The following is a 14,386-nucleotide window of genomic DNA, read 5'->3' as shown; positions in this document are numbered from 1 at the left end:
GGGAAAACCGTTTCAATGAGCCAGCCCTTCTCCGACCGACCGGTCCGCGCGGACGAAATTGATCGCAATCTCCTCAAGCAGGGAATTGCCAAGGCGAACATCCCGGCACTGTTGATGGTTCTCTACCAGATGACCGGTCAACGGCGCTGGCTTGAGGAACCGTATGCCCCGAAGCGTTCGCCGGGCCTCGACGACAACGACAGCGGGCAGTTGCCCGACGATGTGCAGGAAGAGATCCGTGCAGCTGCAGCCAAGGCGATCGAGCGGTGGCTGGGCGGTGCACCACTGGGGGTTCCCCGTCCCGGTAACGCCGAGCTCGCGCAGATGCTGAGTGTTGCGATGACCGAGGACGTTCCCGAGGAATATGGGGATATCATCGCAGCCGGAATGGAGTACGATAACGCATCGGGCCTGGACAGTATCGAGGGCGCGGGCAAGACCGCCATTGTCATCGGTGGTGGTGTCTCTGGGATTTGTGCAGGTATCGAACTCAGCAATCTTGGAATCCCTTACACGCTATTTGAGAAGAACGAGGATTTCGGCGGCACCTGGTTTGAAAATCGCTATCCAGGCTGTGGCGTCGACACCCCGTCGCTCACATACACCTTTTCCTGTCGGCCAAACGACTGGTCGATGTATTTTCCGTTGCGTGATGAAATCGAGAATTATCTGCTCGATACAGCGCGGGAGTTCGGCCTTTACGAAAGCGCGCGGTTCAACACGCATGTGGAAGAGGCGCGCTGGAATGATACCAGCGAGAAGTGGGACGTCACGGTCACCGCAGCGGACGGCAAGCGCGAGACTCACAGCGCAGACTATCTCTTCAGCGCGGTGGGCATTCTCAATATTCCCAAATACCCCAAGATAGAGGGTCTCGATCGCTTCGCGGGAGAAGTTTATCACACCAGTCGCTGGCCGAGTGATGTCGACCTTGCCGGGAAGCGCGTCGCCGTGATCGGCAACGGCGCCTCGGGTATGCAGGTAGCGCCGGCCATTGCCGACGAGGTCGAGAGTCTGACCCTCTTCGCACGATCGAAGCAATGGGCAGCGCCTTTCCCGCAGTTCAGAAAGACAATCCCAGACGGCGTGCGCTATCTCATGCAGGTGGTGCCGCTGTACCGTGCCTGGCTCGAACAGCGCCTGTCTTGGACCTTCAACGACAGGGTGCACGGCACACTGTTCCGGGATCCGCAATGGGAACATCCGGAGCGCGCGGTAAACAAGATCAACGATGGCCATCGCCGGGCCTTCACGCGCTACGTGCACGAAGAGCTGGAGGATAGACCCGATCTGATCGAGCACGTGTTGCCTGACTATCCGCCTTTCGCGAAACGGATGCTGCTCGACAACGGCTGGTATCGCACGATCAAGAAGCCGAATGTCAAACTCATCCCCGAGCATTTGGCTCGAATCGAAGGAAGCACGCTCTATTCCTCCTCGGGAGAGACCGTAGAGGCTGATGTCATCATTCTGGCAACAGGATTTCAAACGACCAATGTCCTAGGCTCCTATGACATCATCGGTCGCGGTGGGGAGGTCCTGCGCGAGAAATGGGGCGAAGATGACGCTGCTGCGTATCTGGGGACGCTGGTACCAGGTTTCCCCAATTTCTTCATCCTTCTAGGACCGAATGTCGGATCGGGCCACGGCGGCAGCATGATTCGCAATATTGAAAACCAGATGCATTTCGCTGGTGAGGTAATTCTTTCGGCCAGCGACCGGGGCGCACAAACGGTGGAAGTACGCGATAAGGTCTACGAGGATTATCTGCGCAAGATTGACGAGGCACACGATAAGCTGGTCTGGACCCACCCGGGAACGGAGAACTGGTATCGCAATTCGAAGGGCAGAGTGGTAGCCATCACTCCTTGGCGCAACGACGCTTTCTGGCGAATGACACGCAAGCCGGATGTGAACGACCTGAAGTTCGAACAGGATCAGGAAGTCATCGACAATCAAGCTCAAGCGAGCTGAGCTTTCGCGATGCGAGCATATTGCGGTCACGAACTCGGCAATCTCGAAGCGTTCGCGCTTCAACACTTCGATACTCCAACCCCAGGCGAAGGCGAACTGCTGATATCGGTCGAAGCGACGGCGTTAGGGTTCGTCGATCAGCTCGTCATGCGCGGGTTGTATCAGATAAAGCCGCCGACGCCCTTTGTGCCGGGCGGTGAGGTTGTTGGTACGGTCGAAGCCGTCGGCCCAGGCGTTTTGGGCTTCGTGCCCGGCCAGCGGATTGCGGCCTGGCAATTCGGGGGCGGGCTGGCCGAGATGACGATAGTTCGCCAGGATCATGCAGTGCCGGTACCGGCAGATCTCGAACCTGCCGCGGCCGCCTCCCTGCTGCTTGATTATCTGACCGCCTATTACGGATTGTTCGATCGCGGCGGCCTCAAACCGGGGCAACTGGTCTTGGTCACCGGTGCATCAGGCGGCGTGGGCGCTGCAGCGGTCCGACTTGCCAGTGCCGCGTCAGTGAGTGTCATTGGCCTGGCTTCAAGCGATGAGAAGCGGGAGATGGTTTCCCGCGCAGGGGCATCGCTTGTGATCGATTATCGCAACGAGAACTGGCGCGAAGAGCTCAAGCGCGCACATCCATCAGGCGTCGATATGGTTTTCGACCCGGTGGGCGGTGGGTTGTTCGAGCCATGCTTCCGCTCGCTTGCAAAGCGTGGTCGCCATCTTGTTGTCGGCTTCGCGTCCAGAGATAGTATTCCGAGCCTACCGGCGAACCTCCCTTTGTTGAAATCGGGAGAGCTGGTGGGCGTCGACGCGCGCTATCTCTGGGAGACAGATCCCGTGCGAGTGCGCCAAGTCCTGTCGATAGTGCTGCGGCTCTCGACGATGCGGCTTCGGCGATCGCTTATGTGACCGACAAGAACCGGATCGGGAAGGTCGTCGTCAGACCCTAAACGGAGGGTGCCGCTTACCAGCTGACCGGCAGGGCAGAAAGTCCGCGAAAGAGGAAACCTTCGCGCCATTGCGGATTGCTCGCGTCTGCTTTCAAGGTTGGCAGTCGGCGGGCAAGCTGCTCGAATGCGATCCGGCCTTCGAGTCGCGCGAGTTCCGCACCCGCGCAGAAGTGGATGCCGCCGCCAAAGCTGAGATGCTTTTTCGCATCACGAGAGATGTCGAAGCTGTTCGGATCATCGAACACCCGAGGATCACGGTTACCCGCCCCGATCAGCGTCAGAACCTTGGCACCGCGATCGATCGTCTCCCCGCGTATGTTCGTTTCGCGAAGCGCCGTGCGGTAGGTGGCGATTAAAGAACTTTCATAGCGCAGGGTTTCGTCCACCGTCCCCGCTGCAAGCTTATCCGGCTCCGCGACCAGCGCAGCCCACTGCTCGGGATAACGGGCGAAGGACAGCAGGGCGTTGCCAATCATGTGAGCCGTCGTTTCGAAGCCTGCCCCGAAAAGTCCGATGGCGACGGTAACAAGCTCGTCATGCGACAGCGAGTCCTCCTGCCCACCCGACTGAACGAGCGCTGTGGCGAGGTCGTCGCGCGGTTCGCGCATGCGCTCGGCAAAGAGCTCTTCGAAAAAGTCCTGCAATACTTTGATCTGTTCGTTGGCGGTGGCGAGCTCGTGCTCGCTAAGCGCTCGTGCCTCAAACACAATAAAACTTTGTGCGATGGCTGCCATGACGGCAGGCAGGCGTGGGTCCTCGGCATCGATGCCAAGCATGTCACACATGACACGCACGGGAAGCTGGTAAGCGAAGTCAGCAATGACCTCGCCCGCACCCCGCTCGAGCATTGCGTCGATCAGGCTGTCGGTAATCTCGCGGATGCGCGGTTCCATCGCTCGTACCCGCCGCGCATTCAGCGCGCCGGTGACCAGACCGCGGACCCGCGTGTGATGCGGAGGGTCCTGCATCAAGAAGACTTCGGAAAGCCATTTGTATGACCGCTGTCCAAGTACGTCGAACTCGGGTCCATAGAACAGCCGGATATTTTCAACGAAATCGCCCTGTCCGAAACCTTCCCGATCCATCAATACCGAGCGAACATCCTCATGCCGACTCACTACCCAATATCCCAGGTCCGATCGATGTATCGGGTCATGTTCCCGCAGTTCGGCAAAAACGGGATAGGGATCCTGGCTCATCCCCGGCGCGTCGGGGGCAAAGGAAGCTACTTTGGCGGAATTGCTGGCCATTGGCTTTACTCCGATACCTGGTCTGGAAATACGGGACGGAATCCCTCGCTCGTACGCTCGACGAAGACGTAGTGGGGCGCCCCGAAGTGCGCCGGGACGATCCTTGCGCCGGTGCTTGCGGCCTGTTCGAGGATACGGCGCCTGGTACTGGCGGCCTGGGGGCGGCTTTCGCAGTAAACGCTGTTCCAATCGGGTCGATAGACCTGGATGGGATGATGAAGGATGTCGCCGGTAAACAGTGCCGTCTGTCCGCCATCGGTTACTTCAAGGACCATGTGACCCGGTGTGTGGCCCGGAGAATAGTGAGCGGTCATCCCCTCGGCGATCGAAGCTCCGTCATTCACCAGCTCGGCGAGTCCTGCTTCAATGATCGGGGCTACGCTGTCCTCAAAAACATTCGAATTGACCACCGCTCCGTTCATGGATGAGAATTGGTGTTTCTGCGGATTCCAGGCCTCTTCGTCGAGTCGGGGCAGGAAATAGGTGGCGTTGGGGAATGTAGCTTCCCAACGATCGCGGACCAGACGAGTGTTCCAGCCAACGTGGTCTATGTGCAGGTGAGTGCAGAAGACCTTGTCGATATCGTCCGGGGCAAAGCCTGCCTCGCCCAGCTTCTCAAGAAAATCGCCGTCGAGATTGCCAAAGACCGGGATGCCCGGACGCTCCTTTGCATTACCTGCACCGGTATCGACCAGGATACGCTCTTGCCCGGTGTCGATCAGCCAACTCTGAAGGTAGGCGTAGAGCATCCCGTCACGCATGAAGTCTGGCACAAAGCCTGACGCTCTTTGTGAAAAGGCGTCAGGCTCGAATTCCGCGAAGAGATCTTCGGGCGGGCTGAAACCGCCCTGCCACTCTTCTATCCGGTAGACATTGAACGATCCGATGCGAAACGCTTCTTTCGTCATGGCGCGTCCTTCCCGTCTTAGAAGTCCACTCCAAGCGTGACACCGTAGGTCCGGGGCGGCCTCAGCGACCCAACCGAAACGAACCCATAGAGTGGCGCGGTGATGATCGTGTTCGCAAGCGCATATTTGTCGAACAAGTTTTTGCCCCAAAGGGCCACCGAGTACCGTTCATTGGGCGAATGGTAGGTGATGCTTGCATTAACCAGGGCAAAGGCTTCCTGACGAGCATCCCGATTGTTGAACTCGGTAAAGAAGACCTCGTCCTGAAAGCTCATGTCCGCGGAAAGATCGATCGATCCGGTATCGCCTAGATCGATGGTCTGATCAGCGAAGATCGCCACGGTGAACTCCGGCGCATTGGCCAACCGATTGCCAGAGAGGTCAGATAGCGCAGGGTTATCGGGGCAGGCTGGAAACTGCCTGCGTGTGGGATCGCCAGCTGCATAGTAGCCGTTGCAGAAGTCGGTGTACTTGGCATTGAGGTAGGTCCCGAAAATACGGAACGTGGTATTGCGCGCTGGTCGGAGCGTCGCTTCCAACTCGAGTCCGTAATTGCGAGCCGACGCAGCGTTTATGGTTTCGACGATACTGTTCTCGTTGACAAAGCCAACCTGCAGGTTGGTGTAGTCATAGTAGAAAGCTGCAGCGCTGTATCCGAAGGTACCGTCCCCCGTTTCGCCACGCAGGCCAACCTCGTAACTCCACACGTTCTCGGGCTCGATAACGTCGTTGACGCTACCGATATTCACCACACCTGATTTAAAGCCTTTTGTTACCTTTCCGTACAGCAGCGTTCCGCCCGGAGTCTGGTATTCGAGAACAAACTTCGGCGTGATCGAATCCCAGTCTCCAGTCTTGTCGGTCGGGATGTCCAGGCCTTGCGCTTCGAAGGTAAAACGGCCGGTCCCCGAGCGCTTTTCCCAGTTGTATCGGGCCCCGGCTGTGAAGGTCAGGTCAGGAACAAGTTCAAGCGATCCTTCCAGATATGCTCCGACAGCTTCTGTTTTAACCGTTCCGCGTTGCAGGTAGTTGCCTTGGTCGAACAGGTCTGGCGGGAGATTGGTACCAAGAAGGACGTTGAAATACTGGGCTAGATTGACCGTCGGCACGCGGACTTCACCGAAGAGATCCTCCTCGAAATACATTGCTCCGCCAAGCAGATCGAAACCGCCAAGGTCGGCCGTAAAGGTGACCTCCTGGCTGAAGGATTCGCTGTCTTCGGTGTAGTTGTTCTGACCGAACGCATTGATATCGGTGACATCGAGGTCGTCTCGATTGAAGCGCTCGAACTTGCGGTAGGCCGTGGTAGAGGTCAGCGTGAAATTGCCCTTGTCCAGCGTCGCAATTGCCTGGATGCTCGAACCCTTGCGATCATTGATCGCATCCTCGTCGGAATAAATGTTGCGCGTATCTACCGGCTCGCCGCGGTCGGCGTAGTAATCGAAAATGGTATCGCCGCCGAGGAGTGGCCCAGGAAGGAAAGCTTCCGGCACGACTGTGGGGCCGAAATAGTGAAAGGCGTAGTTGAAGTCGTCTTCCCTGAAGTGATCCGCCACCACAAGGAGCTCGAGATCAGGCGTTAGGTTCGCCTGCAGTGACCCGCGGAAAGCGTAGGCGTCGCGGTCGTCAACGGGATTTCCAGTGAAGAGGTTTTCGCCGTAGCCGTCGCGCTGTTCGTACTTGCCGGCCACGCGAAAGGCGAGCGTTTCGCCGGCGATCGGCCCGCCAACCGCCCCTTCAAGGGTCAGAGCGTCGTAATTGCCATAGGTAGCCCTGGCATATCCCTCGAAATAAGGAGTGGGCCGTGCGGTGACGATGTTGATGACGCCTGCTGTAGCCCCTCGCCCATAGGTCGTTCCTTGGGGCCCGCGCAGAACTTCGATCTGCTCAATATCGTAGAAACCGCTTAGCTGTGCTGCAGGGCGGCTGTTGATCGCGCCATTTTGCAGAAATGCGACTGCGCCGTCGGCGCCCAAATCAATGCTCGTCAGACCAATCCCACGGATGAAAGTGCGGTTCACCCCGAACTGATCACCAACCGAAACATTGGGAACGGCCGCCGACAGATCGCCCGCGTTCTCGATCCCCCCCGGCCCAATAGCGTCCGCATTGAGCACTGAGATCGCTGCTGCGGTATCCTCAAGAGACTGATTGGACTTTGTCGCCGTGACTATGATGACTGGATTTCGCTCTTCCTCAGCGGCAGCCGGCGCCGTGGGCTCTTCGGCCACTTGCGCACTGGCCTGACTGGCGCACTGAATGGATGCGATCGCGGTAGCTGAAAGCAGCACGCGCCTAGTGCTCTTAAGTTTCATAATCTCTCCCCTTCATACCCGGCCTCTGTTTTTCTACTGGCCAGTATCGTTAAACAAAAAAGTGCAACCTCAAACTGCTCCTCAGACAAATCAATTCTGCGCTATTCAGCGCCTGCAAGCCGCAGGGCGGCAGAGACGAGCTGGTCTACCACTTCATCTGCCGACCGCTGGCCACCTGGCGAATACCAGGTCGGTATCCAGCTGATCAGGCCGCCGATCCAGACTGCGACAAAGGAGTCCGTGTCCTCGCGAAATTCGCCAGCTTCGATGCCTTCACGGATCAACTCGGCGATCTGGTGATCGAATGAGTGCCTCAGACGCAGGATGCGGTCGTAGTCCGAAGCGCTCAGGTGCTTCATTTCGCGCTGATAGACGACCACATACTCCTGGCGATCGATGACGATCCTTCCGACCTGTCGCACCACTTCAGCAAGAAGCGCTTTGTGATTTCTGTGCTCACCGGCCAAGGTGGTCTCAAGAACCGCAAGGGCTTCACTGATGCCGACTTCGCAAATGGCGGCGAGAATGGCTTCCTTGTTCTTGAAGTAGGAATACAGGAAGGGTTTGGTTACGCCCAGGTTGTCGGCGACGTTATCAAGCGTACAACTGCTGTACCCACGCTGGTAGAACAGGTGGCTGGCCACCTCGACAATGCGATTAGTCTTGAAGGCAACAAACTCGCTCTTGAGCGATGCTCCTCGACCTGCCGCAGGCTTGTCAAGCGGCTTGGTTACAGCTGACATTGCGAAACCGCAGGATTGGGGGCACGTCTTGGCAATTCCATCTCCGGTTGGTGGACGCTTTCTCCACCTTCGAATCCGAGGATGCCAAAAAACACATCTACTGGCCAGTAGTTTTTTTCAGGGCTTGGTAGAGCCACGCATCTGACATAGACCTCAGGACTGTTGCAGAAGCCTTGCATGCTCGAAGACGAGGCGGAGAACAAGAGCAAGGAGAAAGATGAAATGGCGCACTTCGGCGACATGCAGAACGCGATCTACAACGCCGGTCTTTCGGGCGTCCTGCCTGACTATCCGGTCGATTTCGCCTCGCTACAGGCGCGGGCGGAAAAGGCCCTCTCGCCGATGCTTCTGAACTATGTTCAGGGCGGATGTGGTGATGAACATACGCAGTACAGCAATGCCAGCGCCTTCCACCATTGGGGGATGGTGCCGCGGATGCTGGTCGATTGCAGCGAGCGTGATCTCTCGATCGAATTGTTCGGCACCAGATACCATTCGCCTATCTTCATGGCACCGATCGGCCTTAACGGTGAGGTCACCCAGGACCGGAAGGGCGATGTCGCCGCCGCGCGGGCTTCGGCCGAAACAGGAGTGCCCTTCTGCGCCTCAACTCTGTCTAACACGCCCATTGAGGAAGTCGCCACGGCCGCAGGAAACACGCCGGGCTTTTTCCAGCTGTACACGCCCAAGCATGAGGGGCTGGCCGAAAGTTTGATACAACGGGCCGAGACCGCAGGCTACAGGGCGCTTGTGATCACACTCGACACCTGGCTCACCGGATGGCGTCCGCGCGATCTCAATACCGCCAACTTTCCCCAGCTGCGCGGCAAGGTGCTGGAAAACTATTTCAGTGATCCGGTCTTCCGCAGCCTGCTGGACAAGCCTCCCGAAGAGGATCTTGCAGCCGCAGTCGGCACTTGGGCAGCCACTTTCGGAAAGGTTTTGACCTGGGATCACATCGCCTGGTTCCGGGAAATGACCAACCTGCCGATCGTTCTCAAGGGCATCTGCCATGCGGATGATGCGCGCCGGGCGGCCGATCTCGGAGTTGATGCAATCTATTGCTCGAACCACGGCGGGCGACAGGCCAACGGTGGAATCGCAGCGATCGACATGCTTCCGGGAGTGGTTAAGGGAGCCGGCGGCACCCCAGTGCTATTCGACAGCGGAGTGCGTTCTGGCAGCGATGTCATCAAGGCCATCGCTCTGGGAGCGACGGCGGTGGGGATCGGCCGTCCTTACCTTTACGGCCTTGCAATTGGAGGTGCTGGCGGCGCGGCGCATGTTCTTCGCTCCATACTTGCAGAGGCCGACCTGCTGATGGCGGTGAACGGTTACCCGACACTCGAAGCTGTACGTTCAGCAGGTGCAGAAATTACAAGAGACTAGAGATCGCCCCATACCCACACTTACTCAAGTGCGCCCCGTCCTGCCTCCCCCTCAGGCTACAGACTGGTAAGGACGAAACCGGGTTGTGACCTGATTTTATGTTAAGTGGCGGCAGGAAGTGGGCCGAAAGCGGACGGTCTTCTTTTGGCGAACGCGAGATAGAAAGCCGCTTTCAGACTGCGATCCGGGTTAGCAGTTGGAAAACTGGATGAGATAAGCCGAGCTCAATGACCATTCATAAGGGGGCCTCTGGATGCTTTGTGAGAATTTCTGCGATCCGCGCGATTGGTGTGAACCGCGGCCAACGCATCCCTGAGATTGGAATAGCGATTGGCGCCGACTGCATAGCTGCCAACTAGGGTGAGGATAATGCCCATCTCCCTGAGGTCCGCCATATCCGCGGCCAAATCCTCGCATCTGGCCAGATCGACGCGCCCGTCTTCGCCAAGCATGTGGGGGTGGCAGCGCGGAAGGAATGTGTCCTGCGGCATAGGTCTTAACCTCGTCTCGTAAGCGGGAGCACGAGGTCTCTCAGTCGCAACAGCCTACAGGTAGTTAAATGCGATGCCCTGTATATGGGATTGAAAGGGCAGAATTACGAGAGACCCTGGACTAGCAAGTCTTGGGATCATGCACCGTTCTCCCGGAGCAGGAGCCCGCCGTAATTTTCAGATGAAAACCTATTAGTGACGGCTTACCGAAGATCCGAAAGGGGCGGCCGCATGGCAAATGATCATAGCAATGCCCACGGGCCCTTCCCATATGGTTTGGAAGCGAGGCGCCACATTGCCCTACTACAGATTCCATGAAGCAGACGGCTCGGCCGCGGTCATCACTGATGACATTACCGGCGGCAAGCTGCCCCCATCGACATCAGGATGGAAAGCCGATGGACTTACCGAGGTCTTCGTAGGTGGGCGGCCCAGGTTTGGCGTCGAGCCGGCTGAGATTATCACCAGCATCCAGCGAGATGGATACTTTCATGCGCCTCTCTATCCGCGCGATAGGCGGTGAACAAATCAACAAGCGATGCAGGTCTTGAGGGCGTGGCTACTCCAATTATTGTAATGGTGCAGCGCAAACCCCATCTCTTATCTGCTACCAGTCGAAACCGACGGTTCGAAGCATCTTCGATAAAGTTGCCGATCCCCTCCCTTCCGCCTTGCAGCCAAGCCAGCGGTCATCCCGATGCGCTGTACACAACGCATAGGATTGGCAATGGCGAATTTCGGCCACATCAAACACTACAACGCTAATACCGGTACCGGCTTTATCCGACCTGAGGACGGTGAAGATCCTTTGCCGTTTCGGGCGAGCGAGATGATTGTCGAAGGAGAGGATCCCAAGGAGGAAATCCGCGTTCGCTACGAGATCGAAAAAGACCGACAGGGAGAACCTCAGGCAGTACGGCTTCAAAAAGCGTGATTGGAACTCTCCTTTCCAGCGAGAGGGGCCCCTTCCGTCCAGCTTGCCCAACGCCATCCGCCGAACAGTGCGGCTATTGTTGCAGGAATGCGCTGGGATGCTCGACCATATGAACATCAGACATTCCGATGGGCCCGCTTGTTTTGCCGTGCTCTTCCAGATCGGATGCCTCGCCACGCTCTTTGCCTGGTTCTCACAGTGACGCGGAAAACGTCGTCCGGGCTGGGCCGAAGCCTGCGCGAGCCTGTTCCTGACCTGCCGGAGCCGCCGGTTTTCGGACCGGAGAACATAAAGGCGATTCCGCCCAACACCCATAAGGTGTCGGCTTGGAGGTCTGCTGCGAAGGCTGTGTCCTGGCGTGTGATCGGAACTCTCGACACTCTCGTTCTATCTTATTTACTTATTACCGTTCTGGGCCCGCTTTTCGGGTTCGAGCTGCCGGCTGGGGAGGCGCTCAAGACGGCAAGCTATATCGCAATCACCGAGGTCGCGACCAAGATGGTCCTGTACTTCGTTCACGAAAGGTTATGGGGGCGCATTCGGTGGGGATTGGTCACACGCGGCGAACGCAAGCGTGAAACCAATCAGCGCAGCGGAGTGAAAACCGCAACCTGGCGAACAATCGCATCGCTCGACACGTTCGCGTTGGCATGGTTTTTTACCGGCAGCGTGGAGACAGCGGTGTCCATCGGCGGCATCGAGATAATCACCAAGCTGGTTCTCTATTTCTTCCACGAACGTGCATGGTCCAAGGTCACCTGGGGAATCGTAGAGCGAGAGGAAAGTTCGCGAGTCTGACAAACTCACCAGTGAATTCGACGGCGGTCGGATTCTACGAGTGATCGCAACCCCTTGTTTCGGGCATTATCATCCCCATTTTAGTAACAGCTACCAGTCGCAATCGACGGTCTTAGGCCTCCAGTTTCGAGAAGCCACCTCCTTCAGTTTCGTCTCTTAGTCGCAGCCAGGCCAATACTGGCGCGCTGCCTTTATACTGAAGGACACGACATGACACATTATGGCAAGATCAAGAGCTACGACAGCAGCTCTGGCACTGGCTCTATCACGCCTGAAAATGGCGGCGACGCTCTCCGGTTCAAGAAGAAGGACCTGCAGCAAGAGGGCCAGATGCCGAAGGTCGATCAGCGCTACAGCTATGACACCAGCGAGGTCGACGGCGGCAAAAAGAGCGCCGTGAACCTCCAGCACCAGCAAGGCGACGTTAGCAACGCGCAGGAAAACCAGGCGAGCCAGCAGCAGGGTTAGCAAGCCAATGTGGCCGGGGTGGAAAACCCCGGCCTCTTTTGCAAGGTACGGAGGAGGCATTCGCCATGACACTCGACCAACTGATCTTTAATTACGAGCTCGCGAAGGCCAATGTGGCTGGATCAGGCTCGTCAGACGATCGAAAAACGTATTTCGATCTGGTCGGCTACTACGAAAAACGCATCAATGCCGCTCGAAGAAGGGCAGCTCCAGTAGGGATTGGCATGTCACGGGATCGGCTTTCTTCGGAAAGGTTCCAATAGCATGAGAGAGGTTCCGAAAGCGCCAGCCCGAAAGGCCGAGGCGGCAAACGACTGGGAAAATGAAGGTGGCTCCGTAAAAGCCGTTTCATCACCGGCATTGCCTGAAGGTATCACTGCGGTGACCGTAACGAAATACAGGGTTGGCCCATACACTTACACCACCCTGGACGGCGCGCTGGCGGAGCACAAACGCCAGTGCAACAATAAATGACTGCAGAGAAGTCGCCACAGGATATTTTTTTAGAAAAGGAATTTTCATAATTCTGGGCCATACATATTGTAATTTATTTGCAAGTCGTTATAAAGATATTGCCTTACGTCGTTTGCGACGGATTATGATTGCCGCAGCGAGCGCTCAAGCGCCGTGACGGTACCACATCCCTTACATCCTACCTGGCTCCGCAGCGGAAATCGTCCGTGCGGACAATTTCTAGTACGCAAGGACAACGGATTGGCGAAAGAAGAGCTCATTACGATGGAGGGCGAGATCAACGAGATCCTGCCCGATGGACGCTTTGGCGTAACCCTCGACAATGAGCATCGCATCATCTGCTACACTGCTGGCAAGATGCGTCGCTACCGTATCCGATCGGTCGTTGGAGACCGCGTACATGTCGAAATGACGCCATACGATCTGAGCAAAGGCCGGATCGTTTTCCGCGAACGGACGCCCGGGCAAAGCCCCGCTGGCGCACGCAAGCGCGGATTTAGGCGCTGAGATTCAAGAAGGCGACGGGGAAGAACCTGTCGAACAAGACTACAATGAATACAATGAATGTGCGCAATATTTCGCGCCCCAAACTTTCGCTGCGCTACGGCGCGATCCAGGGAAACGCCCTGGAGAGTGAACGCGCAGTTCCCATGACAATGCCGACTACCGAGCTGAGGCGTCTCGTAGCAACGATGATTGACTAAGCGGCTCACCAAACCTGCGGCCATGCATCAGCATTCCCGCCATAACCGGAGAATGAACATGGACCTCAACCGCCAATATGCGAAACACCAACAAGCGCTCATGGGTGCTGACTGCGCAGCAAACGATGATGATCGCCTTGCCAAACTGGCGAAGGCTTCACGCATCGCTGGACGTATCAGCGACTTCCAGCATGGGCTGGGCGCTGCCGCAGCCTGTGCCTGGAGCAAGGCCCAGTTTGCCAACTCAACTCAAGTGAAGGCGGGCTTCGAAACCCCTTAGTAGGGGCGGAGATGTGCCAACCAAATCCGCTCACGTTGAATTTCGACGGATATCGACGCATGGTATGACTATCGGAATTTTCCGGCTCTCATACCTTTAATACGACGAGCTCCTTTCAATTGACGACCTGACGCAAGATCCCGGCATGCAATCTCGCGGGCCGGACATGACCGTTTCTTGAAAGGAAGCGAATATGACTATCGGTACTGTAAAATTCTTCAACGAAGACAGAGGCTATGGTTTCATCCAGCCCGATGACGGCTCTTCAGACAGCTTTGTCCACATTTCGGCCGTCCAGGCCGCAGGCATGACGACGCTCGAGAAGGACCAGCGCCTCAATTATGAAATCGAGGACGGCAGCAACGGGAAGGCTAGCGCAGTGAACCTGTCAGCCGCGGAGTGATTATGCCATCCGGGCGCGGCTGCTTCATAGTCGCGCTCGATCGCCTCCAGCCAGAATTGGAGCTTTTCAATGGCCGATTCATATGAGTTCTATTGCGAACGCGCCGATGCGGCGAAAGCTGCGGCGGAAGGTGCAAATCTCGATAATGTAAGAGAACGCGAACTCCGGGCGGAGAAGACTTGGCGCGGTCTCGCCGAACAGGCACGCAAGGTAAAGCAAGCCCAGGAAAGATCTCGACAAGAAAAAGAAGAGGCACGGGAGCAGCGAAACAAGTCAGAGTAGCCGGACTTAGCTACTGCAAAAGGTCGAAATGTCCA

General features: G+C 57.1%; 16 protein-coding genes. 12 read left to right on the top strand and 4 right to left on the bottom strand.

The window, feature by feature from the left end; genetic code table 11:
* The first annotated feature begins 15 nt into the window (after window positions 1–15).
* Together CCE89_RS09105 and CCE89_RS09100 are read left to right on the top strand one after the other, a co-directional pair.
* Complete coding sequence (locus CCE89_RS09105; RefSeq protein ID WP_086437701.1) at window positions 16–1,974, top strand: flavin-containing monooxygenase; 1,959 nt, start codon at window positions 16–18, stop codon at window positions 1,972–1,974.
* 9 nt (window positions 1,975–1,983) lie between these two features.
* Window positions 1,984–2,871, top strand: a complete 888-nt coding sequence (locus CCE89_RS09100; protein WP_086437700.1) for an NADPH:quinone oxidoreductase family protein — start codon at window positions 1,984–1,986, stop codon at window positions 2,869–2,871.
* A 55-nt stretch (window positions 2,872–2,926) separates the two neighbouring features.
* Here the strand turns inward: CCE89_RS09100 and CCE89_RS09095 are convergent, their stop codons facing one another.
* The 4 genes from CCE89_RS09095 to CCE89_RS09080 form a co-directional block, all read right to left on the bottom strand.
* Complete coding sequence (locus CCE89_RS09095) at window positions 2,927–4,030, bottom strand: cytochrome P450 (RefSeq protein ID WP_234990017.1); 1,104 nt, start codon at window positions 4,028–4,030, stop codon at window positions 2,927–2,929.
* Between the two features lie 137 nt (window positions 4,031–4,167).
* Window positions 4,168–5,070, bottom strand: coding sequence for an MBL fold metallo-hydrolase (locus tag CCE89_RS09090; RefSeq protein WP_086437699.1), 903 nt, complete (start codon window positions 5,068–5,070; stop codon window positions 4,168–4,170).
* 17 nt (window positions 5,071–5,087) lie between these two features.
* Complete coding sequence (locus CCE89_RS09085; protein ID WP_086437698.1) at window positions 5,088–7,385, bottom strand: TonB-dependent receptor; 2,298 nt, start codon at window positions 7,383–7,385, stop codon at window positions 5,088–5,090.
* 101 nt (window positions 7,386–7,486) lie between these two features.
* Complete coding sequence (locus CCE89_RS09080; RefSeq protein ID WP_086437697.1) at window positions 7,487–8,128, bottom strand: TetR/AcrR family transcriptional regulator; 642 nt, start codon at window positions 8,126–8,128, stop codon at window positions 7,487–7,489.
* A 177-nt stretch (window positions 8,129–8,305) separates the two neighbouring features.
* Between CCE89_RS09080 and CCE89_RS09075 the strand changes: the two genes are divergently transcribed.
* The 10 genes from CCE89_RS09075 (at window position 8,306) to CCE89_RS09030 (ending at window position 14,351) form a co-directional block, all read left to right on the top strand.
* Window positions 8,306–9,517 carry an alpha-hydroxy-acid oxidizing protein gene (locus tag CCE89_RS09075; protein ID WP_234990016.1) on the top strand — a complete coding sequence of 404 codons (1,212 nt, stop codon included), beginning with the start codon at window positions 8,306–8,308 and terminating at the stop codon, window positions 9,515–9,517.
* Window positions 9,518–10,735: 1,218 nt separating this feature from the next.
* Complete coding sequence (locus CCE89_RS09060) at window positions 10,736–10,942, top strand: cold shock domain-containing protein (RefSeq protein ID WP_159456630.1); 207 nt, start codon at window positions 10,736–10,738, stop codon at window positions 10,940–10,942.
* Window positions 10,943–11,140: 198 nt separating this feature from the next.
* Window positions 11,141–11,740, top strand: a complete 600-nt coding sequence (locus tag CCE89_RS15445; protein ID WP_159456629.1) for a DUF2061 domain-containing protein — start codon at window positions 11,141–11,143, stop codon at window positions 11,738–11,740.
* A 210-nt stretch (window positions 11,741–11,950) separates the two neighbouring features.
* Window positions 11,951–12,208: a hypothetical protein gene (locus CCE89_RS09050; RefSeq protein WP_086437692.1), complete on the top strand. Its 258-nt coding sequence runs from the start codon at window positions 11,951–11,953 to the stop codon at window positions 12,206–12,208.
* A 65-nt stretch (window positions 12,209–12,273) separates the two neighbouring features.
* Entirely contained in the window at window positions 12,274–12,471 is a 198-nt protein-coding gene (locus CCE89_RS15145) for a hypothetical protein (protein ID WP_143255999.1), read from the top strand.
* Window position 12,472: 1 nt separating this feature from the next.
* Window positions 12,473–12,682, top strand: a complete 210-nt coding sequence (locus CCE89_RS15140) for a hypothetical protein (protein ID WP_143255998.1) — start codon at window positions 12,473–12,475, stop codon at window positions 12,680–12,682.
* Window positions 12,683–12,922: 240 nt separating this feature from the next.
* On the top strand, window positions 12,923–13,189 hold the full coding sequence (gene infA / locus CCE89_RS09045; protein ID WP_086437691.1) for a translation initiation factor IF-1: 267 nt from the start codon (window positions 12,923–12,925) through the stop codon (window positions 13,187–13,189).
* A 249-nt stretch (window positions 13,190–13,438) separates the two neighbouring features.
* A complete protein-coding gene (locus tag CCE89_RS09040; protein ID WP_234990015.1) occupies window positions 13,439–13,666 on the top strand; it encodes a hypothetical protein in 228 nt (75 codons plus the stop codon).
* Window positions 13,667–13,859: 193 nt separating this feature from the next.
* Window positions 13,860–14,069, top strand: a complete 210-nt coding sequence (locus CCE89_RS09035; RefSeq protein ID WP_086437690.1) for a cold-shock protein — start codon at window positions 13,860–13,862, stop codon at window positions 14,067–14,069.
* Window positions 14,070–14,138: 69 nt separating this feature from the next.
* A complete protein-coding gene (locus CCE89_RS09030) occupies window positions 14,139–14,351 on the top strand; it encodes a hypothetical protein (RefSeq protein ID WP_086437689.1) in 213 nt (70 codons plus the stop codon).
* Window positions 14,352–14,386 lie beyond the last annotated feature (35 nt).

It is taken from the genome of Altererythrobacter xiamenensis, assembly GCF_900177715.1.
Taxonomy (GTDB): Bacteria; Pseudomonadota; Alphaproteobacteria; order Sphingomonadales; family Sphingomonadaceae; genus Erythrobacter; species Erythrobacter xiamenensis.
The sequence above is the reverse complement of the archived record's forward strand: the minus strand, read 5'-3'. Positions and strand labels throughout refer to the sequence as shown.

What these genes read in the sequence shown, in the direction of transcription:
- CCE89_RS09105 (WP_086437701.1), top strand. Translation starts at nt 16, where the DNA reads ATGAGCCAGCCCTTCTCCGACCGACCGGTCCGCGCGGACGAAATTGAT.
- CCE89_RS09100 (WP_086437700.1), top strand. Translation starts at nt 1,984, where the DNA reads ATGCGAGCATATTGCGGTCACGAACTCGGCAATCTCGAAGCGTTCGCG.
- CCE89_RS09090 (WP_086437699.1), bottom strand. Translation starts at nt 5,070, where the DNA reads ATGACGAAAGAAGCGTTTCGCATCGGATCGTTCAATGTCTACCGGATA.
- CCE89_RS09085 (WP_086437698.1), bottom strand. Translation starts at nt 7,385, where the DNA reads ATGAAACTTAAGAGCACTAGGCGCGTGCTGCTTTCAGCTACCGCGATC.
- CCE89_RS09080 (WP_086437697.1), bottom strand. Translation starts at nt 8,128, where the DNA reads ATGTCAGCTGTAACCAAGCCGCTTGACAAGCCTGCGGCAGGTCGAGGA.
- CCE89_RS09075 (WP_234990016.1), top strand. Translation starts at nt 8,306, where the DNA reads ATGCTCGAAGACGAGGCGGAGAACAAGAGCAAGGAGAAAGATGAAATG.
- CCE89_RS09060 (WP_159456630.1), top strand. Translation starts at nt 10,736, where the DNA reads ATGGCGAATTTCGGCCACATCAAACACTACAACGCTAATACCGGTACC.
- CCE89_RS09050 (WP_086437692.1), top strand. Translation starts at nt 11,951, where the DNA reads ATGACACATTATGGCAAGATCAAGAGCTACGACAGCAGCTCTGGCACT.
- CCE89_RS15145 (WP_143255999.1), top strand. Translation starts at nt 12,274, where the DNA reads ATGACACTCGACCAACTGATCTTTAATTACGAGCTCGCGAAGGCCAAT.
- CCE89_RS15140 (WP_143255998.1), top strand. Translation starts at nt 12,473, where the DNA reads ATGAGAGAGGTTCCGAAAGCGCCAGCCCGAAAGGCCGAGGCGGCAAAC.
- CCE89_RS09040 (WP_234990015.1), top strand. Translation starts at nt 13,439, where the DNA reads ATGAACATGGACCTCAACCGCCAATATGCGAAACACCAACAAGCGCTC.
- CCE89_RS09035 (WP_086437690.1), top strand. Translation starts at nt 13,860, where the DNA reads ATGACTATCGGTACTGTAAAATTCTTCAACGAAGACAGAGGCTATGGT.
- CCE89_RS09030 (WP_086437689.1), top strand. Translation starts at nt 14,139, where the DNA reads ATGGCCGATTCATATGAGTTCTATTGCGAACGCGCCGATGCGGCGAAA.